This is a genomic window from Bacillus cereus group sp. BfR-BA-01356, from assembly GCF_022663635.1.
Taxonomy (GTDB): domain Bacteria; phylum Bacillota; class Bacilli; order Bacillales; family Bacillaceae_G; genus Bacillus_A; species Bacillus_A cereus.
This window is the reverse complement of sequence record NZ_JAKUFX010000018.1, coordinates 44,316-67,430: the sequence shown is the minus strand read 5'-3', so window position 1 is coordinate 67,430 and position 23,115 is coordinate 44,316. Positions and strand designations below refer to the sequence as shown.

Sequence of the window (23,115 nt, the reverse complement as noted above, 5' to 3'; positions counted from 1 at the left end):
AGTCAGAAGAAGCTGAAGTAATTGCAGAAACGGAAGAGTCAGAAGAAGTGGAAGTAATTGCGGAAGCAGAAGAGTCAGAAGAAGCTGAAGTAATTGCGGAAGCAGAAGAGTCAGAAGAAGCTGAAGTAATTGCAGAAACGGAAGAGTCAGAAGAAGTGGAAGTAATTGCGGAAGCAGAAGAGTCAGAAGAAGCTGAAGTAATTGCGGAAGCAGAAGAGTTAGAAGAAGTGGAAGTAATTGCGGAAGCAGAAGAGTCAGAAGAAGTGGAAGCAATTGAACAAAAGAGTGAATTCATACATGTTGCTGAGGCTGATGAACAAACGAAGAAAGATGTTCAAAGCTTTGCGAATGTTTTAATTGCAGAAACAGAGGAAAATAGACGAGTTGTAGAAGAAGCACAGGTCGCAGAAGAGCAACGAGTTGTAGAAGAAGCGCCAGTCGTAGAAGAGCAACGAGTTGTAGAAGAAACACCAGTCGTAGAAGAGCAACGAGTTATAGAAGAAACACCAATCGCAGAAGAGCAACCAGTTGTACAAAAAGAAGAACCAAAACGTGAGAAAAAGCGCCATGTACCATTTAATGTTGTTATGTTGAAACAAGATAGAACACGATTAATGGAAAGACATGCAGCTAGAGCAAATGCAATGCAGCCTTCTGCTAATGTACGAGTAGAGAATAAGCCAGTACAACAAGAGGTAGCAGAACCACAAGTGGAAGAACGCCCAGTGCAGCAAGTAGTAGAACCACAAGTGGAAGAGCAACCAATGCAGCAGGTGGTAGTAGAACCACAAGTGGAAGAACGCCCAGTGCAGCAGGTGGTAGTAGAACCACAAGTGGAAGAGCGCCCAGTGCAGCAAGTAGTAGAACCACAAGTGGAAGAGCAACCAATGCAGCAAGTAGTGGTAGAGCAAGTACAAAAGCCAATTTCAAGTACGGAAGTACAAGAGAAAGCATATGTTGTAAATCAAAGAGAGAACGATATGCGAAATGTATTGCATACACCACTGACATATACTGTTCCACCATTAGCGCTGTTGTCGATTCCACAGCAATCAGCGTTAGATAATACAGGATGGTTAGAGGAGCAGAAAGAATTATTAGATACAACGTTTAATAATTTTCATGTTGGAGCACATGTTATTAATGTATCACAAGGTCCAGCAGTAACTCGTTTTGAAGTACAGCCAGACCCAGGTGTGAAAGTAAATAAAATTACAAATTTAAGTGATGATATTAAGTTAAGTTTAGCTGCGAAAGATATTCGTATTGAAGCGCCGATTCCAGGGAAGAGTGCAATTGGAATTGAAGTTCCAAATAAAGAAAGTAAGCCAGTATTTCTTCGCGAAATTTTAAGAAGTCCTGTATTCACAAAGAGTGAATCACCGCTTACTGTTGCGCTTGGACTTGATATTTCAGGGGATCCAATTGTAACGGATATTCGAAAAATGCCGCACGGACTTATTGCGGGTGCAACGGGTTCAGGTAAAAGTGTGTGTATTAACGCCATTTTAACGAGTATTTTATATAAAGCGAAACCACATGAAGTGAAGTTAATGTTAATTGATCCGAAGATGGTTGAGCTTGCACCATACAATTCTGTTCCGCATCTTGTAGCACCTGTTATTACGGATGTAAAAGCAGCGACAGCTGCATTAAAATGGGCAGTTGAGGAAATGGAACGCCGTTATGAATTGTTTGCGCATGCTGGTGCTCGTGATTTAACTCGCTACAATACGATTGTAAGTGAGCGAGAAATTCCAGGAGAGACATTACCTTATATCGTTATTGTCATTGACGAGTTAGCCGATTTAATGATGGTAGCACCTGGTGATGTTGAGGAAGCGATTTGTCGTATTGCGCAAAAAGCACGTGCTTGTGGTATTCATTTATTAGTAGCGACGCAGCGTCTATCTGTAGATGTTATTACAGGTTTAATTAAGTCAAACATTCCAACGCGTATTGCGTTTACTGTATCATCTCAAGTTGATTCGCGTACGATTATTGATATTGGGGGCGCGGAGAAATTACTTGGCCGTGGTGATATGTTATTCTTAGGGAACGGTACATCTAAACCAGTTCGTGTACAAGGTGTATATGTATCGGATGATGAGATTGAAAAAACAGTTGATCATGTGAAAAAGCAAATGAAGCCGAATTACTTATTTAAGCAAGAGGATTTATTAGCGAAAACAGAACAAGCTGAGTCGGAAGACGAATTGTTCCTTGATGCATGTCAATTTGTTGTAGAACAAGGGGGAGCGTCCACATCTTCTGTACAGCGAAAATTCCGCATCGGTTATAATCGCGCGGCACGTCTCATTGAAGAGATGGAATCGCAAGGAATTATTTCTGAAGGTAGAGGAACGAAACCGAGAGATGTCCTTATTTCTGAGGATGAATTTGCCGCTATGCAGGAAACAAATGTATAGTAAACGGTTTTGCTGTATACTAAGAGAAAATGTTGGATAGTAAAGTAGGGAGTAAAGCAACATGAAAGAAATTGAATTAAAATTAAAAGGTGAAATAAATAGACTAACAAATAAAACATTTAAATTTGACGAACGTGTTGGAGAAGGTTGGTTCTCTGCCGTTTACTTTTTAAAGACTAGAGAAATCATCGAAGAATTTCGCCCGAAAAGTGTTGTAACGATGCAATTTTTCCAAAAGGAAAATGCAGTTCTTTGCGGAACGGATGAAGTAATTGCATTGCTACAAACATTCGCTAAAAATCCTGAGGAACTTGAGATTAACTCTTTAAAAGATGGCGATAAAATTAGTCCATTTGAAACAGTGTTAACAATTCATGGTCCTTATGAAAATTTCGGATTTTTAGAAGGTGTCATTGATGGGATTTTAGCTCGTCGTACATCGGTTGCGACAAACGTATATAACGTTGTCCAAGCTGCGCGTAGCGTAGATAAAGAAAAACCAGTTATTTTCATGGGAGACCGTGATGATCATTATACACAACAAGCTGGTGACGGTTATGCAGCATACATCGGAGGTATGAGCGCACAAGCGACGCATGCGATGAATGAATGGTGGGGCAAAAGTGGTATGGGGACGATGCCTCACGCATTAATTCAAATGTTTAATGGTGATGTTGTGGAAGCGGCAAAAGCATATCATAAGAAATTCCCAGAAGATGAATTAGTTGTATTAATTGATTACAACAATGATGTCATTACAGATGCACTTCGCGTAGCGCGTGAATTTGGATCAACATTAAAGGGTGTACGTGTAGATACGTCCCGCACGATGATTGATCAATACTTTATTCGCCACCCAGAAGTACTTGGAACATTCGATCCACGTGGTGTAAACCCATCGCTTGTATTCGCACTTCGTAAAGCACTTGATGAAGAAGGATTCCAGCATGTAGACATCGTTGTAACTGGTGGATTTGATGAGAAGCGTATTCGTGAATTTGAAGCTCAAAACGTACCTGTTGACATATACGGGGTAGGAAGTAGCTTATTAAAAATGAATATTGGCTTTACTGGTGATAATGTAGAACTAAATGGGAAACCAGAAGCAAAAGCTGGTCGTAAATATCGTCCAAACCCACGTTTAGAGCGTGTTCAATTAGAAAAAAGAGAAGAGATGTAAAAGAGAGAAAAACTGATAGGTGATTGACCCTATCAGTTTTTCTGTTATCATAGTATAGCGGCTTCTTTTTTGCTATAATGGACTTATTATGGACATATAAAGAAGTACGTACGAGTTTATCCTGATAAGTGAAGGGAAAGAATAACTTCACTACATCAAAAATGTATGATGATTACCAAAATAAGAAAAGATTCATATACTGTCTTATAGATAGGCCGTTGTATTAGTTCGAAATGTTGGAGGTTCTTTAAGATGACAGTTTACCATTTTGTAGGAATTAAAGGAACAGGAATGAGTTCATTAGCGCAAATTCTTCATGATATGAAGCATACTGTTCAAGGGTCTGATTATGAAAAGCGTTTCTTTACACAAACAGCGTTGGAAAAGCGTAGTATCTCGATCCTTCCTTTTGATAAGAATAATGTAGAAGAAGGACAAGTGATTATTGCAGGAAATGCATTTCCTGATACGCATGAAGAAATCGTAGCAGCAAAAGAATTAAACATCCCAGTCCATCGTTACCATCATTTCTTAGGTGACCTGATGAGCCAATACACAAGTGTTGCTGTAACTGGTGCACACGGAAAAACATCAACAACAGGTTTGTTAGCCCATGTAATGCAAGGTGCACACCCAACATCTTATCTTATTGGAGATGGAACAGGGCATGGGGTAGAAAATAGTAAGTATTTTGTATTTGAAGCTTGTGAGTATCGTCGTCATTTCTTGTCTTATAATCCAGACTATGCAATTATGACGAATATTGATTTTGATCATCCAGATTATTTTGCAGACATCAATGATGTATTCAGTGCATTCCAAGAGATGGCATTGCAAGTGAAAAAAGGCATTATTGCATGTGGAGATGATGAAGAACTTCAAAAAATTCAAGCGAAAGTACCTGTTATTTTCTATGGATTTGGAGAAGATAATGATTTCCAAGCACGCAACATTCAAAAGAGAACAGATGGTACAATATTTGATGTATTCGTTCGTAACACGTACTATGATACGTTCAAAATTACAGGATACGGCAATCACAGCGTATTAAATGCGTTAGCAGTAATCGCGCTTTGCCATTATGAAAATGTTGATGTAGAAGCAGTAAAACATCAATTAACAACTTTTGAAGGCGTAAAACGTCGCTTTAATGAAAAGCCGATGGGAGAGCAAGTAATCATCGATGACTACGCACACCATCCGACAGAGATTAATGCAACGATTGAAGCTGCTCGTCAAAAACATCCAGAGCGTGAAATTGTCGCTGTATTCCAGCCACATACATTCTCACGTACAGAAAAGTTCTTAGATGAGTTCGCAGAAAGCCTAAGCAAGGCTGACCAAGTATACTTATGTGATATTTTCGGATCAGCACGTGAAAACAAAGGTGAATTAACAATCGAAGATCTGCAAAAGCGTATTGACGGTGCAGAATTAATTACAGATACAACAACGGATGTATTAAAGAAACATAAAAACGGCGTTCTAATTTTCATGGGCGCAGGTGACATCCAAAAATTCGAAGCGGCTTACGTAAAAGAAGTTCAAGTTGCAGAGAAATAATAGAAAAGACGCATAGCTTGGCTGTGCGTCTTTTTTATGTTGTCGTGGTTGTGCATTAATGTTGAAACGTCGATATATATGGAGTTGTGTTCGATATATTTCAAAAATCGTTGATATATTGGTACGCGTTTTGAAATATAAATGTTAGAATAATAAGAAAACTAAAAAGGGGACTAAAAAACATGTTCACACTCCGAGTAGATGACGAAATCGAACTACAATTACTAGAAAAACATCATAAAGAGGAATTATATCAATTATTAGATCAAAACCGTAATCATTTACGAAAATGGCTCCCTTGGGTAGATGGGACAAAATCTGCTGATGCTTATGATGAAATTTTTCCGATGTGGTTAAAGAAGTTTGCAGAGGGAGACGGTTTTGAAAGTGGTATACGTTACAAAGGAAAGCTCGTTGGGATGGTAGGCATTCATCCAGTGAGTTGGGGGAAGAAAGCGACGAGTCTTGGGTATTATCTTGCAGAAGATGCTGGCGGGAAAGGTATTATGACGCGTAGCGTAAAGGCTGTACTTCACTATGCATTTGAAAATTTAAAGCTGAATAAAATTGAAATTCGGTGCGGTGTTGGAAATGCGAAAAGCCGAGCAATTCCAGAACGTTTAGGATTTAAGTTAGATGGTATTTTACGAGATGAAGAATGGCTATATGATCATTTTCATGATATCGCTGTATATAGTTTACTAGCTTCAGAATGGAAAGAGATTCGATGAACGAGAAGATTCGTATTGTTCCATATGAAGGTACGTTTCAAGAGGAAGTAGTAGATCTTATCGTTCATATTCAGCAAAAAGAGTATAATGTTTCAATTACGAAAGAAGAGCAACCTGATTTACTTGAAATAGAAACATTCTATCAAAAGGGTCACGGAAACTTTTGGGTAGCAATTTATGATGGTAAAGTAGTTGGAACAGTAGCTTTATTAGATATTGAGAATCATCAAGTAGCGCTAAGAAAAATGTTCGTACAAAAAGAGTTTCGCGGAAAAGAATGGGGCGCATCACATATGTTGCTTCAAACAGCAATTTCATGGGCTGAGGATAAAAAATTGAAAGATATTTACTTAGGAACAACAGTAAAATTTTTAGCGGCACATCGTTTTTATGAAAAGAATGGTTTTCAAAGTGTGAGTATAGACGAGTTGCCGAAAAACTTTCCGGTGCTACAGGTAGATAAGAAATTTTATAGGTACATTGTGTAAAAGGTCATTTAGAAATGGCCTTTTTCTATGAACCAAAATGGAAATAGTGGTATAATTTGGATTAGGGGGTGTAGGTATGAACTTTCCAATTCAAAGAAGTAAGTCAGTAGTCATTTTCTTTTGTCTTACGTTAGTTTTTATGTTTATATATCCAATTGTCATGCTTTTCACTAATAAAGCGCATTGGATGTCAGCGTTGATCGGGATGGGTTTATGCTTCATTGTAAATGTACCACTCGTTTGGGAAGTATTTATTAAAAAACATAAAGTAGAAAATGGCGTATTAAAGTACGGTATTTTAAATGATGATATTGTATTAAAAGATGTGAGAATTATACGTCAGGTCGGAAAGTCTCTTGAAATTACGACGAATGCATATAAAGTACATATGGTTGCGATGCCGCAAAATATGGATGAATTCTTGGCGCTTATAGAGAAAGAAAATCCACATGTGAAAATAGAAATGGCAGGTAAGAAATGAAATATATAAAACCTTTTTTTGCTTGGAAATTATGCTGGTGTTTGCTATCTGCACTAGGGTAAATATGAAATGGAACCTGCCTTTATATGTACCCATATTAATAGGTACTATCGCAGTGGCACTTTTATATTATTTTCATTTTCAGCAAACAAAAAGTAAGAACAGTAGCTCGATATAGAGTGAGGATAATAAAAAAACGCTCGGCGAAAATTCCGAGCGTTTTTCATTATTTTAAGTTCTCTGGGTTTAAAGCTTCTAATTCAGGTACAACGAAGCGCCCGTCTTTACGGATTAGTACGTCGTCAAAGTAAATTTCGCCGCCGCCGTATTCAGGGCGTTGGATACATACTAAGTCCCAATGGATGTTCGAGTTGTTACCGTTCCATGCATCGTCGTAAGCTTGTCCAGGAGTGAAGTGGAAGCTGCCATCGATTTTTTCATCGAATAGGATGTCTCCCATTGGATGTAAGATGTATGGGTTTACGCCGATTGCGAACTCACCAACGTAGCGTGCGCCTTCGTCTGTATCGAAGATTTTGTTAATGCGTTCTGAATCGTTTGCAGTTGCTTCAACGATTTGGCCGTTCTCGAACTTAAGTTGTACATTTTCAAATGTATAACCGTTGTAAGGAGATGGTGTGTTGTAAGAAACTGTACCGTTAACAGAATCACGAACTGGTGCAGAGTATACTTCACCGTCTGGAATGTTTAAATGACCTGAGCATTTAATTGCTGGAATGTCTTTAATAGAGAATGTTAAGTCAGTTCCAGGACCAGTTAAACGAACTTTATCTGTTTTATTCATTAATGTAACAAGGCTGTCCATCGCCTTATCCATTTTACCGTAGTCTAAGTTACATACTTCAAAGTAGAAGTCTTCGAAAGCTTCTGTACTCATTTTAGCAAGCTGTGCCATAGAAGCATTTGGGTAGCGAAGAACAACCCAGCGTGTTTTTGGAACGCGAATGTCTCTATGAACTTTTTTACCAACTGTTTGGCCATGAACTTTCATACGCTCACTTGGAACGTCAGCTTGTTCATTAATATTATCGCCAGAGCGAAGGCCGATATAAGCGTCCATGTCTTTCATTACGCTTGCTTCATATGCAGCGATTTGTTCGAAATGTTCTTCAGTAGCACCCATTAATAAAGAGCGATCTACTTGATGATCTTTTAAAGAGACGAATGGGAAACCACCAGCTGCATATGCTTCTTTTACAAGTGCAGTTACAAGTTCTTTTTGTAAGCCAAAGTTTTCAATTAATACTTTTTCACCTTTTTGTAAGCGGATAGAGTAGTTAATTAAATTGTATGCTAACTTTTCAATACGTGGATCTTTCATATGTAAAGCCTCCCTACTAATTATGTATCCTCTCCTATTGTAACCTACTTAGTGGAATTTGTTGAATGATTTATGTTACAGTTAACGAATAAGTATGAAAATTCTAATGATGAGATAGGGATTAGAATGAAACGGAAAATGATTGTATAATAGGGGAAAGTATGAAAAAGATAAAGGAAGTGATGAAATGCAAGTTCTTTTATATATAAGTGCGGCTATTATCGCGGTTGCTTTCGCAGTATTAGTAGTGTATGTATGCAGAACGTTGTTATCGGTTCAGAAGACGTTAGAAAACGTTGCAAGCACGTTAGAAGGTTTAGAAAAACAAATGCAAGGAATTAGCGTAGAGACAGAGCAATTATTACATAAAACGAATGCGTTAGCTGATGATATTCAACAGAAGTCACAGTCATTAAATAAAGTGGTAGCGGGTGTAGATGGGATTGGAACGACAATCCAATCTTTAAATACGAAGCTTCGTAATGTATCAGACTCTGTAACGGACGAAATTGAAAATAACGCTGATAAAGTAGCGCAAGTTGTACAGTGGAGCAGTGCGGCGATTGAAGTATACAATCATTACCGTGCGTCGAGACAAGAGAAGAAGGTTGAAAAAGAAGAGCGTAAATTAGAAAGAATTGAGAAAAAAGCTGAAAAGAAAGAGAAACGCTCTAGATTTCGTATGAGAGGTGAATCGTGATGAATATGACAAAACTTGAAACAATTGAAGAGCTTGAAGTCTTAGTAGAAAAGAACGAGCCGTATGTTCTTTTTAAACATAGTACGACATGCCCAATTAGTCACGGTGCATACACAGAATTTCAAGCGTATTGCAGCGAAGAAAGAGAAGTACCAGCGTATTACTTATACGTACAAGATGCGAGAGATGTGTCAAATCGTGTTGCAGAACAATACAGTATTAGACATGAATCACCGCAAGTGTTATACATAAAAGATGGGATGGTAGTATGGAATACATCTCATTGGAATATTAAAAAAGATGCTTTAGAAGAGAATATAAAGTAAAAAGAAGCAAGCTAAAGGTGCTTGCTTCTTTTTTTTGTTTTTGTTGAAATATATTTAGTGGTACACTATTAATAGTTCAAACTAAATAACTAGATTGTTGAAAGTAGGTTTTAAGTAATGAAGAAAATGGCATTATCCTTCGCAGTCGTAAGTTTATTACTGGGAGCTTGTAGTAACAATAGTAATACGATTAGTAAGAAGGATGAAGTTATACAAAAAGATACAAAAGAAAAAAGTATGATTCCGAGAACTGCTGTTTCTAAAGATTATTATAGAACTGTTATTCCTTTAAAAGAACAAAAGGTTATTAATACAGCTAATATAAAAACAAATTCTAAATTAGATTTAGCAGAGTATGAAAATGGTTTAATAAATATTGCAACGCAGCAATTTGATACAGAGAGTCACGTACTGCAATTAAACCAGTATATTCCAGAGAAACTAATTGATGAACTAGTTGCGAAAGTAGAAGCGCCAGTTTTGACGAATATTATAGAACAAGACTATTTCGGAAAACAGAATTCAAATGAATTAAGTTTATCTGGTGTTATGATTGGCTTAGCTATGTCTTCAAGTGTATCGAATGAAGAGGCTATGTCTAAAGGGACTGAAGTTGCTAAACAACTTATTGAAGCTATTAACAAAAATGATAAATATAACAAATCTCCAATTACGTTTGCTATCTTTAAGCAAGAAAGTACAAGTTCTTTAAAAAATGGTACGTATATTGCTAGTGCTACTGTTCAAAAGAATGATACGAACCTTGGAAATTGGAGTACGATCGATGAAAAGTCGTATTCATATCCTTCTGATGAATTTACACAAGCACATGGAGAAGATAATACAAAAATAAATAACTTTGCTAAGGAAATAAAAGGTTTTTCTAATGGAGATTTTATTCCAGTCAACGCTAAAGTTTCTTATAAGAAAGATCAAATGGATACATTAAATATGAATATTGTTATTAAATATAACGGTAAAACAGAATTAATGGCTCTTACCCAATTGGCTGCTCAAGGCATGTTAGACAAATTGCCTAAAGATGCGAAAGTACAATTACAGATCAAGTCCGAGAGTAAAATTGAGGCCGTTATTATAAAAGAGAAAAACAGTGATAAACCGTTTGTTTCCTTCTTGTAAAAAAAGACAGTATATAAACTGTCTTTTTTTTATTTTAAATGAAAATATATAATGTTTTTTGATAGTAATTCCTTGCTGTATATCGTGTGACAATCGTATATGTATCAGCTATAATAAATTATCTTAAAAAAGTAACATATAGGAATTTGAAAGAGGTGGCTTTCTTATGGCATCACAACAATTAGGTCGTTTACGTTCTGAAATTGATCAACTTAATTTACAAATATTAGAGTTACTAAACAAAAGAGGTCGTCTCGTACAAGAAGTTGGTAATTTAAAAGAAGTACAAGGTGTGAAACGTTTTGATCCTGTACGTGAAAGAAATATGCTGGATTTAATTGCAGAGAATAATAATGGTCCATTTGAAACTTCGACTTTACAACATATTTTCAAACAAATTTTTCAAGCTGGTTTAGAATTACAAGAAGACGATCATCGTAAAGCATTACTTGTTTCTCGTAAGAAAAAAACAGAAGATACGATTGTTGAAATTAATGGTGAAAAAATTGGTGACGGAAATCAGCATTTTATTATGGGACCGTGTGCAGTGGAAAGTTATGAACAAGTACGTCAAGTTGCTGAAGCAATGAAAGGGCAAGGTCTGAAATTAATGCGTGGTGGTGCGTTCAAACCACGTACTTCACCGTATGATTTTCAAGGTCTTGGATTAGAGGGATTACAAATTTTGCGCCAGGTAGCAGATGAATATGATTTGGCTGTTATTAGTGAAATTTTAAATCCGAATGATATTGAGATGTCATTAGATTACGTTGATGTTATTCAAATTGGCGCTCGCAATATGCAAAACTTTGATTTGCTAAGGGCAGCTGGTGCTGTAAATAAACCAGTATTATTAAAACGTGGTCTATCAGCAACGATTGAAGAATTCATTAATGCGGCAGAATATATTATGGCAAAGGGAAATGGGAACATTATTTTATGTGAACGAGGTATTCGCACGTATGAAAGAGCGACGCGTAATACGCTTGATATTTCCGCTGTGCCGATTTTAAAGAAAGAAACACATTTACCTGTCGTTGTCGATGTAACGCATTCTACAGGGCGACGTGACCTTCTCTTACCAACTGCAAAAGCAGCGATGGCAATTGGTGCAGACGCAATTATGGCTGAAGTACATCCAGATCCAGCTGTAGCTTTATCTGATGCAGCGCAACAAATGAATATACCGCAGTTCAATGATTTTATGAATGAATTAAAATCATTTGGAAGTAAATTATAAAAACTTTTAATGAGCTGTTCCAAAAAGGCATTTTGGAACAGCTTTCTCCTATTGTATAGCGACTGTCATTGTCGATTTTTGTTGGTAAGTTGATATATTTAAAAAATCGCTGATATAATTAGAGTTGCGGTCGATATATTTGGAAAATCGCTGATATATTTCGAGTTACAGTCGATATATTCGAAAAATCGCCGATATAAATTTCATTTACTATCGTACTGCTTAAACTAAGATTTCTACTAAGGAAACATCTATTTTTTTACAAAAAATGCCCTTTTTTCATAAAAAATACGAAAATACGAGAAAAGAAGCGAATTTTTTCGAAACTTTTGCGGGAAAATATTGTATGAGCCTGCGTTTTTATCGTATCATTAGTAAAAGGAAGAACTCGGGACGATTGGTGGCATCTGCAAATAGAGTTGATGTCTTTTTTTCATTCAAGTAACCGATACATAAAAATAGATAACAAAAATAGAAGGAGTGTGCGATGAGATGAACGTAACAATATATGATGTAGCGCGTGAAGCGAACGTTTCAATGGCTACCGTATCACGCGTTGTGAACGGTAACCCAAATGTAAAGCCTACAACAAGAAAGAAAGTATTAGAAGCAATTGATCGTTTAGGATACCGCCCAAATGCGGTAGCACGTGGACTAGCAAGTAAGAAGACAACTACAGTAGGTGTTATTATTCCTGATATCTCAAATACGTTTTATGCAGAACTAGCTCGTGGAATTGAAGATATCGCAACAATGTACAAATATAACATCATTTTAAGTAACTCTGACCAAAATAAAGAGAAAGAGTTCCATTTATTAAATACGATGCTTGGAAAACAAGTGGACGGAATTGTTTTCATGGGTGAAGATATTACAGACATTCACATTGAAGAATTTAAAAAATCTCCAGTACCAATTGTATTAGCAGCATCATTTGATGAGCAAAATGAAACGCCATCAGTAAATATTGATTATACACAAGCAGCTTATGATGCAATGAAGCACTTTATCGAGCAAGGACATAAACGTATCGGTTTCGTCTCTGGTCCTTTCATTGATAAAGCGGGAAGCGCGAAGAAGTTACAAGGTTACAAAAAAGCTTTAGAAGAAGCAGGTATTTCATATGATGAAAATCTTGTAATCGATGGAGATTACACATATGACTCAGGTATCGAAGCATTCGAAAAGCTTTGGAGCAATGATGAAAAGCCAACAGCAATCTTCGTATCTTCTGATGAAATGGCACTAGGTGTAATCCATGCAGCACAAGACGCTGGATTAAACGTACCAACTGACGTAGAAGTACTTGGTTTCGATAATACACGCCTTGCATTAATGGTTCGTCCGCAGCTTTCAACAGTTGTTCAACCGATGTATGATATCGGTGCAGTAGCAATGCGTCTATTAACAAAGTATATGAACAAAGAAAAAGTGGAAGATCACACTGTTATCTTACCTCACCGTATCCAATTTAGAGATTCAACGAAGTAAGTATAAAAAAGCTCACAGCGATTGCTGTGAGCTTTTATTCGTATTCAGGATAGTATTTTTGTACGACTGCATTTACCATTTCGTCTTTCTTAACGTGTAAAAATCTTGCATACAATTCTTTTCCGGTTTCAAATGGGGTATCGTCTAATTCAAACACATGCAATAGTTTTCGAAACGTCCATGTTATTTGCTGGCCGTACATATTATCGTACGTATGCTCAGACTGTATAGCGATTTGTTCACCTAGTGCATGAGCTTCTTCCAAACTGTTTGCTTTAACAAGAATAATACTTTCTTCAAAAAGTGTATCGTGATTCTCTTCATAATGCTCATCAATTTTCGTAGAATCAGGCTCATCAGAATGAACGGACTCAAATAATAATTTTACAGCGTACATATTATGCAGCATGTTTCACTTTATAAATAATACTTGCGACAAGCGAAGCAGGTATTGTAAATACGTTACTTTGATAATGGTAATGTACTTGGGATTCTTCATAAGACATGTTGTCATATAGTTCGTTTTGTGAGACACTCATTTTTTTCTGTTTTTCTTTGAGCATTTTAATGTAGTTGTACTGTATTGGGACGAGAATGATGAAATAAGCTAATACAATTAGTGAAATCCAAATCATTATGAACACTCCCTTACAAAGAATATTTCTATATAGAAATTATATCAATAAAAAGAAAAAATAACCATTTTTTTATTGGAGCTAATTTTCTTCTAGAAATGCGAACAGTTCCTTTTGGTTTTTTAAATTATGATCAATACATGTTCGAGCAACATATTTCAATCCTTGTAATAATGCATCTACGTGAAAAGTATCATAATGAATTGTATTTCCCCCTACCATCGTTTCGTCTTTTTGCAAGTTAATTGATATTTTTAATACAGTTATATTACTTTGTAAATTTACAACTTCGATGTAAAAAAACTTTTTGTCTAAGTCAATCGTAACATAATCGAATCGTTCGGATAGCTCTAATTTACATGTAGTAGTATATTCCAAATGAAAGCCTCCTTATTGTATAAGTGTATGTTATAATGCCTTCGCTATAGATGGGACTATTCCTTGTTATATGTCACATAAGTGCAAATTTAACTATTATAGGGCAATGTCATGTATAATAGAAAGAAAAGGCTTGTGAGGGGGGGAAAAGAGATGATCGTTCTTTGGATAATTACGCTTTGTATGACTGCTATTTTTGCATATATGACGTTAAAACAAAATGGTTTAAAGCGATTTGTTCCAGGAAGTATTCTTGCAGGAATTGCCCTTATCACGTATGTAATTTCTATTTTTATTGAAAGTGTATCAGTAGATATGAGCACAAGTTTAATGTTTATTGGTATTACACTATTTGCAGGTAGCATTATGGTACTTATGGTTGCTGGTATTATTTTATTTATTCATATGAATTCGGAAACGTTATAGCATATAGAAAAGGCATGTCCCAAGGGGACATGCCTTTTTATCCGTTCAATTATGCTCTATCTTTAGAAGAGTTTTGCTGTTTTAGTAAATCACGAATTTCGCCAAGAAGTTCTTCTTCTTTTGTTGGCTCTGGAATTTCTTCCTCTTTTTCTTCTTCTTTTTTAGATGTTAGTTTGTTGAAAACTTTAACAAACATAAAGATAGAAGCTGCGATAATTAAGAAGTCAAAAATTGTTTGGATGAAGTTACCATACATAACAGCAGATTTACCGTATCCAAAGTGTAAACTTGTAAAGTCAACGCCACCTAATACCATACCAAGTAATGGTGTGATGATATCTTTTACTAAAGAACTAACGATTTTACCGAATGCAGCACCGATTACAACCCCGACAGCTAAATCAACGACATTCCCTTTGAAAGCGAATTTTTTAAACTCGTTCCACATGTGTTAATCCCATCCTTTCCACGATTCATTATGAAATTTATAATTCCTATCAACATATTCTATAGAAATTTACGAGAGAAATAAAGAGGGAATGGGAATGAAAGTAAATTCTGAAAAATGTATCCGTTTTAATTTTTGTTTACATCATCTAGTAAAGATTGTAGCATTTGCTGCGTTTTTAATCCTTCTAATCCATCTACAACAGGCTTTGTATCGCCTTGTACACACTCAATAAAATGATGAACAGCATCTTCAAAACCACGTTGTTTTAACGTCGTATCCCATGATGGGGAACCACTTTGTGAAACTGAGTTTTCCTGTTCAATTTCAAATGTATTCATATTTCTTACGCGAATGATTTTCCCTGGCGTTACAAGTTCAATTTGTTCTAAATTTGTACCGGCATGGCGATGCATTGCAGTAGAAAGTAACAGTCCACTTGGAGTTGTATATGTATGATGTCCGTAAAGAAGTTCATTCTTTTCATTGGTTTGCATCATATTGTGAACGACGTTAAGGTCATCATTAGCTAACCAGCGAGCAGTATCTACAATGTGTAAATAATCATCTAACATAGTAAAGTCGTACGTATATGGCCCGACTTTATTTGTGCGATGCTTTTCAATTCGAATCCATGAAATATCATTAGCCTGTTCTTTGGCAGCAACATACATAGGAACGAATCTGCGATTAAATCCGACCATTAATTTTCGGTTATACTTCTCGCTTAACTCGACTAGTTGCTCAGCTTGTTCCACTGTAGCTGCTAGCGGTTTATCAACATAAACGTCGATCCCTTTTTTTAGAAGTTCAGAAACGATTTCATAATGCGATGCAGTTGAACTATGAACGAAGATTGCATCGCATTCCGAAGCTAACATTTCAATAGAATGAAAGTCTTGAATTCGGTATTGCTGGCAAACTTGTTTTCTTTTCTCTGCGTTAGGTGTAAACGCCCCTACAAAATTCCAATCAGTTTCTTTTGTAAGTGTTGGAAGATAGGCCTTTTGCGCAATACTTCCAAGTCCAATCATCCCAATTTTAGGTTTGTTCATTTTATTCCCACCCTATTAATATTAATGTAACGGCTTAAATGTAGCATAGGGTGGGGGAGGAAGGCAAAAATTAGCTTTTTACTTACGGCCTTCTAACAAAATCTTCTCTATCTCTTCAAAGTGATGAGCGCGAGCATGCTCTAACGGGGTAACACCATCATTGTCTGGAATATTTACATCTGCACCGTGCTCAATAAGAAGGCGAATGACTTGTTGCTGTGTTTCGTTTCCGTTACTTAGTACGATGGCTTCCATTAAAGCTGTCCATCCCAGGTTATTTACATGATTTACATCAATATTTGTTCGAGTGAGGAGTTCTTTTATAACGTCAATATAGCCATGTTCTGAGGCTGGGATAAGAGCTGTTCCGCCGTAACGATTTGTAATCGTAGGATCTGCACCAGCATCAATTGTTAGCTTTAAAATGTCTAAGTAACCTTCCGCACCGGCGTATAGAAAGGGATTGTTTTTCATGTCATCTTGGATATTTACGTCAGCACCAGCTTCGATAAGCGCTTTTGCGGTTTTTACATCATTTTTGTATGTAGCAATCATAAGCGGAGTGCGTCCTTGACTATCCGTCGCATTTATATTTGCGCCTTTTTTTAGTAAAGATATAACAGTATTCGTTTCATTTTTTTCAGTAGCTGCTAGTAGTGCAGTCTCCATGTTTGTCATCTCCTTTTTTACTTCTTGTTCTTGCGAGCATCCTTGTAAAAAAATTACGCAACATATCATACTGAATGTTTTTTTGAACATGGAATTTCAACCTCCTAATTTCAACTGTAAAATAGGAACATTAAATTTTTATAAACTGGCGCTAAAATTACTATAAAATCGCTTGAGTAATTGAACATATATTTTTATGCTTATAAATAATAAGGTTTGATAAAGTGAGGATTTAAGATATGTCTATTAAAACAAGGTTTTTATTTTCTTATATTGCTGTTATCCTCGTTTCTATTACGCTTATATTAGTCGCGGGATTTTTAATCGTTTTTTCGATAACAGGTGACTTGGAAGCAGTGAAAAATTTCTATAAAAGTTCTTACATTCAAAAGCCGCTTACACCAGAAGAAGAGAATGCCTATCTTGAGTTGAAGTCAGCAGCCAAACAGCATCAATCTCAATTGTTAGATGAGTCGTTTGTCTCAGCAATAGAAAAAGAGGGTGTGAAAATAGTAGTAAGAAAAGGAGAAACACTTTCATATGCTTCAAACGTATTTGAAAGTGTTTCTTTAAAAGAAGCCCTTCCGAAATTTGAATCAGCAAATATTAATAGTCGTGGTACAACGGAACTAGGCGATACATTTTATCGATATGTAAAGTTTGATTTTTATTTTCCTCAGGAAGAAGAGGGAAGTATATTTGTATTAAAAAAGCAAAGTTCATTTGTAGATCTTACACAAAAATTATTTCCAATCTTATTTGTATCTCTCTTACTACTAGCCATTTTACTCATTGGATTATTAAGTTACCTCGTTTCAAGAAGTGTAATAAAACCAATTTTTGTATTGAAAGGCGCAACGGAGAAAATTAAAGAAGGAAATTTAGATTTTCAAATACCAGTTACATCACACGATGAAATAGGGCAATTAAATCAAGGATTTGAGGAAATGAGGAAGAGATTAAAAGAATCGATAGAGATGCAAACACAGTATGAAGAAAATAGAAAAGAGCTTATTTCAAACATCTCTCATGACTTAAAAACACCGATTACATCAATTATCGGATATGTAGAAGGAATAAAGGACGGGGTAGCAAATACGCCAGAAAAAATGGATAAGTATTTAACAACTATCCATACGAAAGCAAGACATATGGATACACTTATTGATGAATTATTTTTATTCTCAAAGCTCGATTTGAATCGAGTTCCCTTTCAGTTTGAAACGGTTGAATTGAATACGTTTATGCAAGAGTTAATCGAAGAGATGCAAATGGATTTAAGTAAAGAAGGTATAGAAGTTAACTTACAATTACATGCATCACCACTATATGTAACGGCTGATTGCGAAAAAATCAATAGAGTTATATCAAATTTAATTCATAATAGTGTGAAATACATGGATAAAGAAGAGAAGAAAATTACTGTAATAGTATCGAGTGATAATAATAAAGTTATTGTGAAAGTGATGGACAATGGATCAGGTATAGAATCTGATACGCTACCTTATATCTTTGAACGTTTTTATCATGCAGAACAATCGCGGAATTCTAGCACAGGTGGAAGTGGACTTGGTTTAGCAATAGCGAAGCAAATTGTTGAAGAACATGGCGGGGAAATTTGGGCGGAAAGCGAGCTTGGTAAAGGCACAAGCATTTTCTTCTCATTGGAAAAAGTAGAGGAATGTGGTGAGTAAATTGAAAAGAATTTTATTAATAGAAGATGAAGTAAGTATTGCAGAATTACAGCGAGATTATTTAGAAATTAATGATTTCCAAGTTGATGTAGAGCATTCAGGAGAAATAGGTTTACAAACAGCCTTGCAAGAAGACTATGATTTAATTATTTTAGATATTATGCTTCCGAAAATGAACGGATTCGAAATTTGTAAACAAATACGTGCTGTAAAAGATATTCCGATTCTACTTGTTTCAGCAAAAAAAGAAGATATAGATAAAATTCGCGGACTCGGATTAGGAGCGGATGATTATATAACGAAACCGTTTAGCCCGAGTGAATTAGTCGCAAGAGTAAAAGCACATATTGCCCGTTATGAAAGATTATTAGGAAATGTAAGTAAGCAACGTGATACGTTATATATTCACGGAATTTCTATCGATCAACGAGCGAGGAAAGTTTTTATAAGCAATGAAGAAGTGGCGTTTACAACGAAGGAATTTGATTTATTAACATTCTTTGTCACACATCCAAACCAAGTATTAAATAAAGAACAGTTATTTGAACGCATTTGGGGATTAGATTCCGCTGGGGATTTAGCCACTGTTGTCGTCCACATTAGAAAGCTACGTGAAAAAATTGAAAGAGATCCTGCTCACCCGCAATATATTGAAACAGTATGGGGAGCTGGTTATCGTTTTAACGTGTAATATACCTGCCGAGTAATTGGCAGGTTTTTTGTATGTTATTCGAATGGAAAGGAAGAAATAGGTAATTTGTGTTAAAATGTAAAGAGAAACAAAACAGAGGAGAGCATAGGGAGCGAGCTATATGTTGGGGGATATATTAAAAGATAATAAATCAAATAAGACTTTAAAGATTGGAACTAATATCGTACTTATCTTATTGATTATTGGTGCAATACAAATGTTTTATGATGAAGATTCTACGAATGATCATTTCGGTTGGTTCTTTTTTGCAATCTTTTGGGTAATTAAAAGCATTTCTAGCTCTAAGGTAAGTTTAAAAGATAGAGATAAAAAGTCGGTATTACTTGATGTGGGTTTAGTGGTTATTTCTTTTGTTTTTTTAGTTGTTTTTAGTGTGAAATATTTCTTTTGAAAAAAGCTCATAGTCGTATAGAGGCTATGAGCTTTTTATCAGTGTTTAGGTTTTCTTAATAATAATGGTACTAACGATTTATAAAATGTTTGAGTAGTAGAAGTAAACTGAGCAGCTTCTTCTAAAAAAGGATAATGGTTGCTATTTTCGAATGGAATGAAGATAGAATTACGTATCCCATCATGTATCTCGATAGAATATTGAATTGGGCACTGCACATCATGGCTTCCACATGTAATGAGGGTCTTTGTTTGGATGGAAGGTAAATTCTCTCTTAAATCAAATGAAGGATATTCATTGGCGAAAGCATTCATCCGGCTAACGGACATTGTTTTATTAATTGGTTTACAAAAATAAGAGTTGTAGTTTTCTGGTTTATACAATGATAATTTTGTTCTCTTAGTAGATAGTTCTTTCCGTTCTTCATCTGTAAGGTGAGGGTTTTTTAAGTTTTCGATGAGTTTTTGCATATAATGAAACTGTGGATGTGCTGGGTGATAAATGCAAAAGGGTGTTTCGGTGTAGTTACTTGCTGCGGTTCCGACCACGACTAATGATTGTAAGGAATGTGGATATGTAATTGCATATAAAAGTCCAAGCATACCACCTGTTGAATGGCCAGCGAAATGCCATGTTGGAAGTTGTAAAGCTTCTCGTATAGCTTCTAAATCGTGAATCGTTTCAATCATACTTAATTCTTTTTCTGAATTGGCTTTTAACGAGTTACCAGCGTCTCGTAAATTAATGAGAAATACACGATGCGTAGCAGTAAAAACATCCGCAAAGTAATCACCAGTTTCATTGAATTGTGAATAGTGATGTGTAATACAAAGCGGTTCGCCACTGCCTTTAGTAAAAAGCTCAAATGTGCCACGTTTCGTGTGGATCATTTGTTGTATCCACATAATATCACGACCTTTCCTCATAAAATCCATTAGTACATAAAAATATATCAGCGATTATTAGAATATATCGGCGCATTTCGAAATATATCAGCGATTATTAAAATATATCGACTTACCGACAGAAACCGACAATAAATAAAAGGAGGCTATTCAAAAACGAGCCTCCTTTTCGTTTAGTACAAAGATTTTGTCATATTATTCCGAATAATTTCAAGGGATTTCGCTACAGTTAATGCGTTTTTTTCTTCAATTTCTGGTTTACGGGGGATAGGTTTATACATGTTGTCTGGATCTTCCCATGTGAGGGGAAGTTCTGTTTCTGCTTGTCCTTTCCAAGCTTCAATCCATTCTGGAGGGAGATAACCTGAGATGTTTTGGATGTTGTTCATTTCGAGCCAAATGAGTGCCCAAGCTCTTGGAACGACGCGCCAGTGATCATAGCCACCGCCACCGACAGCGATCCAGCGACCGTCGCAATATTCATTTGCAATTTCACGAGCGAGCTGCGGTATTTCACGGTAAATATTCATTGTCGCACAAAGATGTGTAAGTGGGTCATAATAATGTGCGTCAGCACCATTTTGCGTTAAAATAATATCCGGTTTAAAGTACGCTGCAACTTCTTTTACAACAGTTCGATATGATTTTAAGAACGATTCATCTTCTGTAAAAGCATCGAGTGGAACGTTAAAAGAATAACTATAGCCATTACCTTGTCCGCGTTCATTTACAGCGCCAGTTCCAGGAAATAAATAGCGACCAGTTTCATGTAATGAAATTGTGCATACGTTAGGGTCATCATAAAACGACCACTGTACGCCATCACCGTGATGAGCATCTGTATCAATATATAAGACGCGTAAACCGTATTTCTTTTGAATATATTTCATTGCGATAGAACTGTCGTTATAAATACAAAAGCCAGATGCTTTGCCACGAAAGCCGTGATGTAAGCCGCCGCCCAAATTAAGTGCGTGTTTTACTTTTCCGGAAAGAACAGCATCGACAGCTGTTAACGTACCACCAACGAGCAATGCGCTTGCTTCGTGCATATTTGGGAACATCGGTGTATCTTCTGTTCCGAGTCCATATGTCATCGCAATTGATTTTTCTAACTTTCCTTCTCCAGCACGTTTTACCGCATTTATGTACTCCTCTGTATGAACGTAGGCGATCTCTTCATCTGTAGCCATTCGTGGGGAGATGATTTGAGAGGGAGAGATGAAACCGCCCTTTTGTAATAAATCATACGTAAGTGTGACGCGCAGTTGGTTAAAAGGATGATCAGGGCTAAATGAATAGCCCCGAAAGTCATCCGAATAAATAAACGCGCTACTCATGCTTGCATCCCCATGATGTTTGGCCATAATACGCGGTAGCCTTCTGCTTCAAGTGCATCAATCACTTTTAGAGGATTCATCGTTTGAATGCGGAAAACGAGTACTTTATCATTCTCGTCTTTTGCTGGGTAGACGAGAACACTCACGATATTTATTTGTAAATCACTAAAAATAGCAACGACTTTTCCAAGAATACCAGGTTCGTTTTTTACTTGAATTTCAATTTGCGAACTTGGTTGATGTGCTCCTGTTAATTTTACTAACGTGTGTAATACTGTAGATTCAGAAATGATTCCAACTAACTTCCCGGCCTTTGTAACAGGAAGACAGCCAATTTTATTTTCAAAAAATAAAGTAGCAATTTCCTCAACGAAATCGAGAGGATGGCAAGTCATAACAGGATGTTTCATAATAAGTTCGAGAGGTTGCTGTAGCATATCGAGTGAAACTTGTTCATCTAGAATAGACGGACTTGCACCTCTTACATCCCGATCAGAAATAATGCCTACGACGTGATTATTTTGATCGACAATTGGAATGTGCCGAATGCCTTTCGTGCGTATCGTTCGGATTGCTGTTTCGATTGTATCGTTTGGATGTAATGTAACTACATTTTGATTCATAATTTCTTCTACAATCATTCCAGTTGCCCCCTTTATTAATACATAAAACGATTGTGAAAACGTAGACGATCAAAAGCTTGAATAGAATCCGTATCAACGCGTTTACCGATGCGGACCATTAAACAGTTGGCAGGATGTGAACAAATTTCAGGATCGTCTGTAGCCATCCATTGTAACCCGCCGGCATTCATCATCTTCTCCATTACTTTTCGGTATTCCCACACATTCAAACCTGTTTGTTTCAAATCCCAGTGCCAATAATATTCAGTCGTCAATATAATGTAATCTTCCATATAATCGTCCATCATAGAAACCTCTAGTAAGTTCTTTCCGACAGAACTCCCGCGGAAGGCTGGGACTACTTCAATTGCCCCAAGCTCAATTAAGTTTTCCATTTTTCCTTCTGACCATCGTTCAAGTGGATCAGGATACAAGTATGTAACATATCCAACAATTGTTTGGTCATGTCTAGCAATAATGAGACGAGCTTCTGGTAATTTAGAAATTTCGACAATTGCTTTATATTGTTGCTCGGCAGGACGAAACGCAATTAAGTCTGGATGAAACTCATACATTTCTAAGTTATGTGTAGAGACAGGACCTTCAATAATTAAAGTGCCTTTCGCTGTTTTTAAGTTTCTAGCATTATATATTTTTTTATGAATCAATGTATTGCTCACCACCTTGAGGGTTTGTGAATCTATTAATATCGTACTTTATAATATATG

Annotated in this window: 26 protein-coding genes and 1 pseudogene; 16 read left to right on the top strand and 11 right to left on the bottom strand. The window is 36.3% G+C overall.

From position 1 onward, the window contains the following. From MR168_RS09390 to MR168_RS33635, 7 genes and pseudogenes are all read left to right on the top strand, one after another. On the top strand, window positions 1–2,429 hold a 2,429-nt coding region (locus tag MR168_RS09390), incomplete at its 5' end, for a DNA translocase FtsK (RefSeq protein WP_282093712.1). 61 nt (window positions 2,430–2,490) lie between these two features. After that, on the top strand, window positions 2,491–3,609 hold the full coding sequence (locus MR168_RS09385; protein ID WP_000658370.1) for a nicotinate phosphoribosyltransferase: 1,119 nt from the start codon (window positions 2,491–2,493) through the stop codon (window positions 3,607–3,609). Between the two features lie 252 nt (window positions 3,610–3,861). Beyond that, window positions 3,862–5,172, top strand: a complete 1,311-nt coding sequence (murC, locus tag MR168_RS09380; protein ID WP_000219468.1) for a UDP-N-acetylmuramate--L-alanine ligase — start codon at window positions 3,862–3,864, stop codon at window positions 5,170–5,172. Window positions 5,173–5,354: 182 nt separating this feature from the next. Next, a complete protein-coding gene (locus tag MR168_RS09375; RefSeq protein ID WP_000494681.1) occupies window positions 5,355–5,903 on the top strand; it encodes a GNAT family N-acetyltransferase in 549 nt (182 codons plus the stop codon). Next, window positions 5,900–6,391: a GNAT family N-acetyltransferase gene (locus MR168_RS09370; RefSeq protein ID WP_001003158.1), complete on the top strand. Its 492-nt coding sequence runs from the start codon at window positions 5,900–5,902 to the stop codon at window positions 6,389–6,391. Before MR168_RS09375 ends, MR168_RS09370 begins: the two co-directional genes overlap by 4 nt. Before the next feature lie 76 nt (window positions 6,392–6,467). Further along, window positions 6,468–6,872: a PH domain-containing protein gene (locus tag MR168_RS09365; RefSeq protein ID WP_006926864.1), complete on the top strand. Its 405-nt coding sequence runs from the start codon at window positions 6,468–6,470 to the stop codon at window positions 6,870–6,872. Continuing rightward, a pseudogene (locus MR168_RS33635) lies at window positions 6,869–7,050 on the top strand (hypothetical protein). Before MR168_RS09365 ends, MR168_RS33635 begins: the two are co-directional and overlap by 4 nt. Window positions 7,051–7,098: 48 nt before the next feature. Here MR168_RS33635 and MR168_RS09360 read toward each other — a convergent pair. Further along, entirely contained in the window at window positions 7,099–8,214 is a 1,116-nt protein-coding gene (locus tag MR168_RS09360; RefSeq protein ID WP_000654729.1) for an aminopeptidase, read from the bottom strand. Between the two features lie 187 nt (window positions 8,215–8,401). Between MR168_RS09360 and MR168_RS09355 the strand changes: the two genes are divergently transcribed. The 5 genes from MR168_RS09355 to ccpA all read left to right on the top strand — a co-directional run bounded on the left by MR168_RS09355 (window position 8,402) and on the right by ccpA (window position 13,111). Continuing rightward, window positions 8,402–8,914 (top strand): DUF948 domain-containing protein, encoded by a 513-nt coding sequence (locus MR168_RS09355; RefSeq protein ID WP_086412341.1) that lies wholly within the window; start codon window positions 8,402–8,404, stop codon window positions 8,912–8,914. Then, entirely contained in the window at window positions 8,914–9,240 is a 327-nt protein-coding gene (ytxJ, locus tag MR168_RS09350; protein ID WP_001057469.1) for a bacillithiol system redox-active protein YtxJ, read from the top strand. The genes MR168_RS09355 and ytxJ overlap by 1 nt, the downstream gene beginning before the upstream one ends. A 117-nt stretch (window positions 9,241–9,357) precedes the next feature. Further along, entirely contained in the window at window positions 9,358–10,380 is a 1,023-nt protein-coding gene (locus tag MR168_RS09345) for a CamS family sex pheromone protein (RefSeq protein WP_000738025.1), read from the top strand. Between the two features lie 166 nt (window positions 10,381–10,546). Beyond that, window positions 10,547–11,620: a bifunctional 3-deoxy-7-phosphoheptulonate synthase/chorismate mutase gene (locus tag MR168_RS09340; protein ID WP_000168214.1), complete on the top strand. Its 1,074-nt coding sequence runs from the start codon at window positions 10,547–10,549 to the stop codon at window positions 11,618–11,620. Between the two features lie 492 nt (window positions 11,621–12,112). Beyond that, a complete protein-coding gene (gene ccpA / locus MR168_RS09335) occupies window positions 12,113–13,111 on the top strand; it encodes a catabolite control protein A (RefSeq protein WP_001103297.1) in 999 nt (332 codons plus the stop codon). 34 nt (window positions 13,112–13,145) lie between these two features. Here ccpA and MR168_RS09330 read toward each other — a convergent pair whose 3' ends face one another. From MR168_RS09330 to dhp61, 3 genes are all read right to left on the bottom strand, one after another. Beyond that, window positions 13,146–13,508, bottom strand: coding sequence for a DUF4288 domain-containing protein (locus MR168_RS09330; protein WP_048558803.1), 363 nt, complete (start codon window positions 13,506–13,508; stop codon window positions 13,146–13,148). A gap of 1 nt (window position 13,509) precedes the next feature. Next, window positions 13,510–13,746 (bottom strand): DUF3949 domain-containing protein, encoded by a 237-nt coding sequence (locus MR168_RS09325; protein ID WP_000637902.1) that lies wholly within the window; start codon window positions 13,744–13,746, stop codon window positions 13,510–13,512. A gap of 81 nt (window positions 13,747–13,827) precedes the next feature. Continuing rightward, on the bottom strand, window positions 13,828–14,124 hold the full coding sequence (gene dhp61 / locus MR168_RS09320) for a protein Dhp61 (RefSeq protein WP_086412334.1): 297 nt from the start codon (window positions 14,122–14,124) through the stop codon (window positions 13,828–13,830). Window positions 14,125–14,277: 153 nt separating this feature from the next. Between dhp61 and MR168_RS09315 the strand changes: the two genes are divergently transcribed. Continuing rightward, a complete protein-coding gene (locus MR168_RS09315; RefSeq protein ID WP_000636589.1) occupies window positions 14,278–14,550 on the top strand; it encodes a DUF3917 domain-containing protein in 273 nt (90 codons plus the stop codon). A 49-nt stretch (window positions 14,551–14,599) separates the two neighbouring features. On the opposite strand, the gene mscL is transcribed toward MR168_RS09315, so the two are convergent. The 3 genes from mscL to MR168_RS09300 all read right to left on the bottom strand — a co-directional run bounded on the left by mscL (window position 14,600) and on the right by MR168_RS09300 (window position 16,812). Beyond that, window positions 14,600–14,998: a large conductance mechanosensitive channel protein MscL gene (gene mscL / locus MR168_RS09310; protein WP_000267011.1), complete on the bottom strand. Its 399-nt coding sequence runs from the start codon at window positions 14,996–14,998 to the stop codon at window positions 14,600–14,602. 128 nt (window positions 14,999–15,126) lie between these two features. Then, window positions 15,127–16,053 (bottom strand): Gfo/Idh/MocA family protein, encoded by a 927-nt coding sequence (locus MR168_RS09305; RefSeq protein ID WP_086412335.1) that lies wholly within the window; start codon window positions 16,051–16,053, stop codon window positions 15,127–15,129. Between the two features lie 78 nt (window positions 16,054–16,131). After that, window positions 16,132–16,812: an ankyrin repeat domain-containing protein gene (locus tag MR168_RS09300; protein WP_000475114.1), complete on the bottom strand. Its 681-nt coding sequence runs from the start codon at window positions 16,810–16,812 to the stop codon at window positions 16,132–16,134. A 149-nt stretch (window positions 16,813–16,961) separates the two neighbouring features. Here MR168_RS09300 and MR168_RS09295 point away from each other — a divergent pair, with 149 nt between their 5' ends. The 3 genes from MR168_RS09295 to MR168_RS09285 all read left to right on the top strand — a co-directional run bounded on the left by MR168_RS09295 (window position 16,962) and on the right by MR168_RS09285 (window position 19,519). Further along, window positions 16,962–18,416: a sensor histidine kinase gene (locus MR168_RS09295; protein ID WP_086412336.1), complete on the top strand. Its 1,455-nt coding sequence runs from the start codon at window positions 16,962–16,964 to the stop codon at window positions 18,414–18,416. Between the two features lies 1 nt (window position 18,417). After that, a complete protein-coding gene (locus tag MR168_RS09290) occupies window positions 18,418–19,107 on the top strand; it encodes a response regulator transcription factor (RefSeq protein ID WP_049107109.1) in 690 nt (229 codons plus the stop codon). Window positions 19,108–19,228: 121 nt separating this feature from the next. Continuing rightward, window positions 19,229–19,519 (top strand): hypothetical protein, encoded by a 291-nt coding sequence (locus MR168_RS09285; RefSeq protein ID WP_000900161.1) that lies wholly within the window; start codon window positions 19,229–19,231, stop codon window positions 19,517–19,519. Window positions 19,520–19,557: 38 nt separating this feature from the next. Here MR168_RS09285 and MR168_RS09280 read toward each other — a convergent pair whose 3' ends face one another. The 4 genes from MR168_RS09280 to acuA all read right to left on the bottom strand — a co-directional run bounded on the left by MR168_RS09280 (window position 19,558) and on the right by acuA (window position 23,055). Continuing rightward, the gene (locus tag MR168_RS09280) at window positions 19,558–20,445 is read right to left on the bottom strand and encodes an alpha/beta fold hydrolase (RefSeq protein ID WP_140159298.1); all 888 of its coding nucleotides are present in this window, start codon (window positions 20,443–20,445) and stop codon (window positions 19,558–19,560) included. A gap of 152 nt (window positions 20,446–20,597) precedes the next feature. Then, window positions 20,598–21,764: an acetoin utilization protein AcuC gene (acuC, locus tag MR168_RS09275; protein WP_086412337.1), complete on the bottom strand. Its 1,167-nt coding sequence runs from the start codon at window positions 21,762–21,764 to the stop codon at window positions 20,598–20,600. Beyond that, entirely contained in the window at window positions 21,761–22,405 is a 645-nt protein-coding gene (locus MR168_RS09270) for an acetoin utilization AcuB family protein (protein WP_086412338.1), read from the bottom strand. The genes acuC and MR168_RS09270 overlap by 4 nt, the downstream gene beginning before the upstream one ends. Window positions 22,406–22,422: 17 nt before the next feature. Then, window positions 22,423–23,055, bottom strand: a complete 633-nt coding sequence (gene acuA, locus MR168_RS09265) for an acetoin utilization protein acetyltransferase AcuA (protein ID WP_000581388.1) — start codon at window positions 23,053–23,055, stop codon at window positions 22,423–22,425. Window positions 23,056–23,115: the final 60 nt, after the last annotated feature.

Bases quoted from the DNA above. Each gene is read 5' to 3' on its own strand.
- MR168_RS09385 (WP_000658370.1), top strand. From the start codon at position 2,491: ATGAAAGAAATTGAATTAAAATTAAAAGGTGAAATAAATAGACTAACA.
- murC (WP_000219468.1), top strand. From the start codon at position 3,862: ATGACAGTTTACCATTTTGTAGGAATTAAAGGAACAGGAATGAGTTCA.
- MR168_RS09375 (WP_000494681.1), top strand. From the start codon at position 5,355: ATGTTCACACTCCGAGTAGATGACGAAATCGAACTACAATTACTAGAA.
- MR168_RS09370 (WP_001003158.1), top strand. From the start codon at position 5,900: ATGAACGAGAAGATTCGTATTGTTCCATATGAAGGTACGTTTCAAGAG.
- MR168_RS09365 (WP_006926864.1), top strand. From the start codon at position 6,468: ATGAACTTTCCAATTCAAAGAAGTAAGTCAGTAGTCATTTTCTTTTGT.
- MR168_RS09360 (WP_000654729.1), bottom strand. From the start codon at position 8,214: ATGAAAGATCCACGTATTGAAAAGTTAGCATACAATTTAATTAACTAC.
- MR168_RS09355 (WP_086412341.1), top strand. From the start codon at position 8,402: ATGCAAGTTCTTTTATATATAAGTGCGGCTATTATCGCGGTTGCTTTC.
- ytxJ (WP_001057469.1), top strand. From the start codon at position 8,914: ATGAATATGACAAAACTTGAAACAATTGAAGAGCTTGAAGTCTTAGTA.
- MR168_RS09345 (WP_000738025.1), top strand. From the start codon at position 9,358: ATGAAGAAAATGGCATTATCCTTCGCAGTCGTAAGTTTATTACTGGGA.
- MR168_RS09340 (WP_000168214.1), top strand. From the start codon at position 10,547: ATGGCATCACAACAATTAGGTCGTTTACGTTCTGAAATTGATCAACTT.
- ccpA (WP_001103297.1), top strand. From the start codon at position 12,113: ATGAACGTAACAATATATGATGTAGCGCGTGAAGCGAACGTTTCAATG.
- MR168_RS09330 (WP_048558803.1), bottom strand. From the start codon at position 13,508: ATGTACGCTGTAAAATTATTATTTGAGTCCGTTCATTCTGATGAGCCT.
- MR168_RS09325 (WP_000637902.1), bottom strand. From the start codon at position 13,746: ATGATTTGGATTTCACTAATTGTATTAGCTTATTTCATCATTCTCGTC.
- MR168_RS09315 (WP_000636589.1), top strand. From the start codon at position 14,278: ATGATCGTTCTTTGGATAATTACGCTTTGTATGACTGCTATTTTTGCA.
- mscL (WP_000267011.1), bottom strand. From the start codon at position 14,998: ATGTGGAACGAGTTTAAAAAATTCGCTTTCAAAGGGAATGTCGTTGAT.
- MR168_RS09305 (WP_086412335.1), bottom strand. From the start codon at position 16,053: ATGAACAAACCTAAAATTGGGATGATTGGACTTGGAAGTATTGCGCAA.
- MR168_RS09300 (WP_000475114.1), bottom strand. From the start codon at position 16,812: ATGTTCAAAAAAACATTCAGTATGATATGTTGCGTAATTTTTTTACAA.
- MR168_RS09295 (WP_086412336.1), top strand. From the start codon at position 16,962: ATGTCTATTAAAACAAGGTTTTTATTTTCTTATATTGCTGTTATCCTC.
- MR168_RS09285 (WP_000900161.1), top strand. From the start codon at position 19,229: ATGTTGGGGGATATATTAAAAGATAATAAATCAAATAAGACTTTAAAG.
- MR168_RS09280 (WP_140159298.1), bottom strand. From the start codon at position 20,445: ATGAGGAAAGGTCGTGATATTATGTGGATACAACAAATGATCCACACG.
- acuC (WP_086412337.1), bottom strand. From the start codon at position 21,764: ATGAGTAGCGCGTTTATTTATTCGGATGACTTTCGGGGCTATTCATTT.
- MR168_RS09270 (WP_086412338.1), bottom strand. From the start codon at position 22,405: ATGATTGTAGAAGAAATTATGAATCAAAATGTAGTTACATTACATCCA.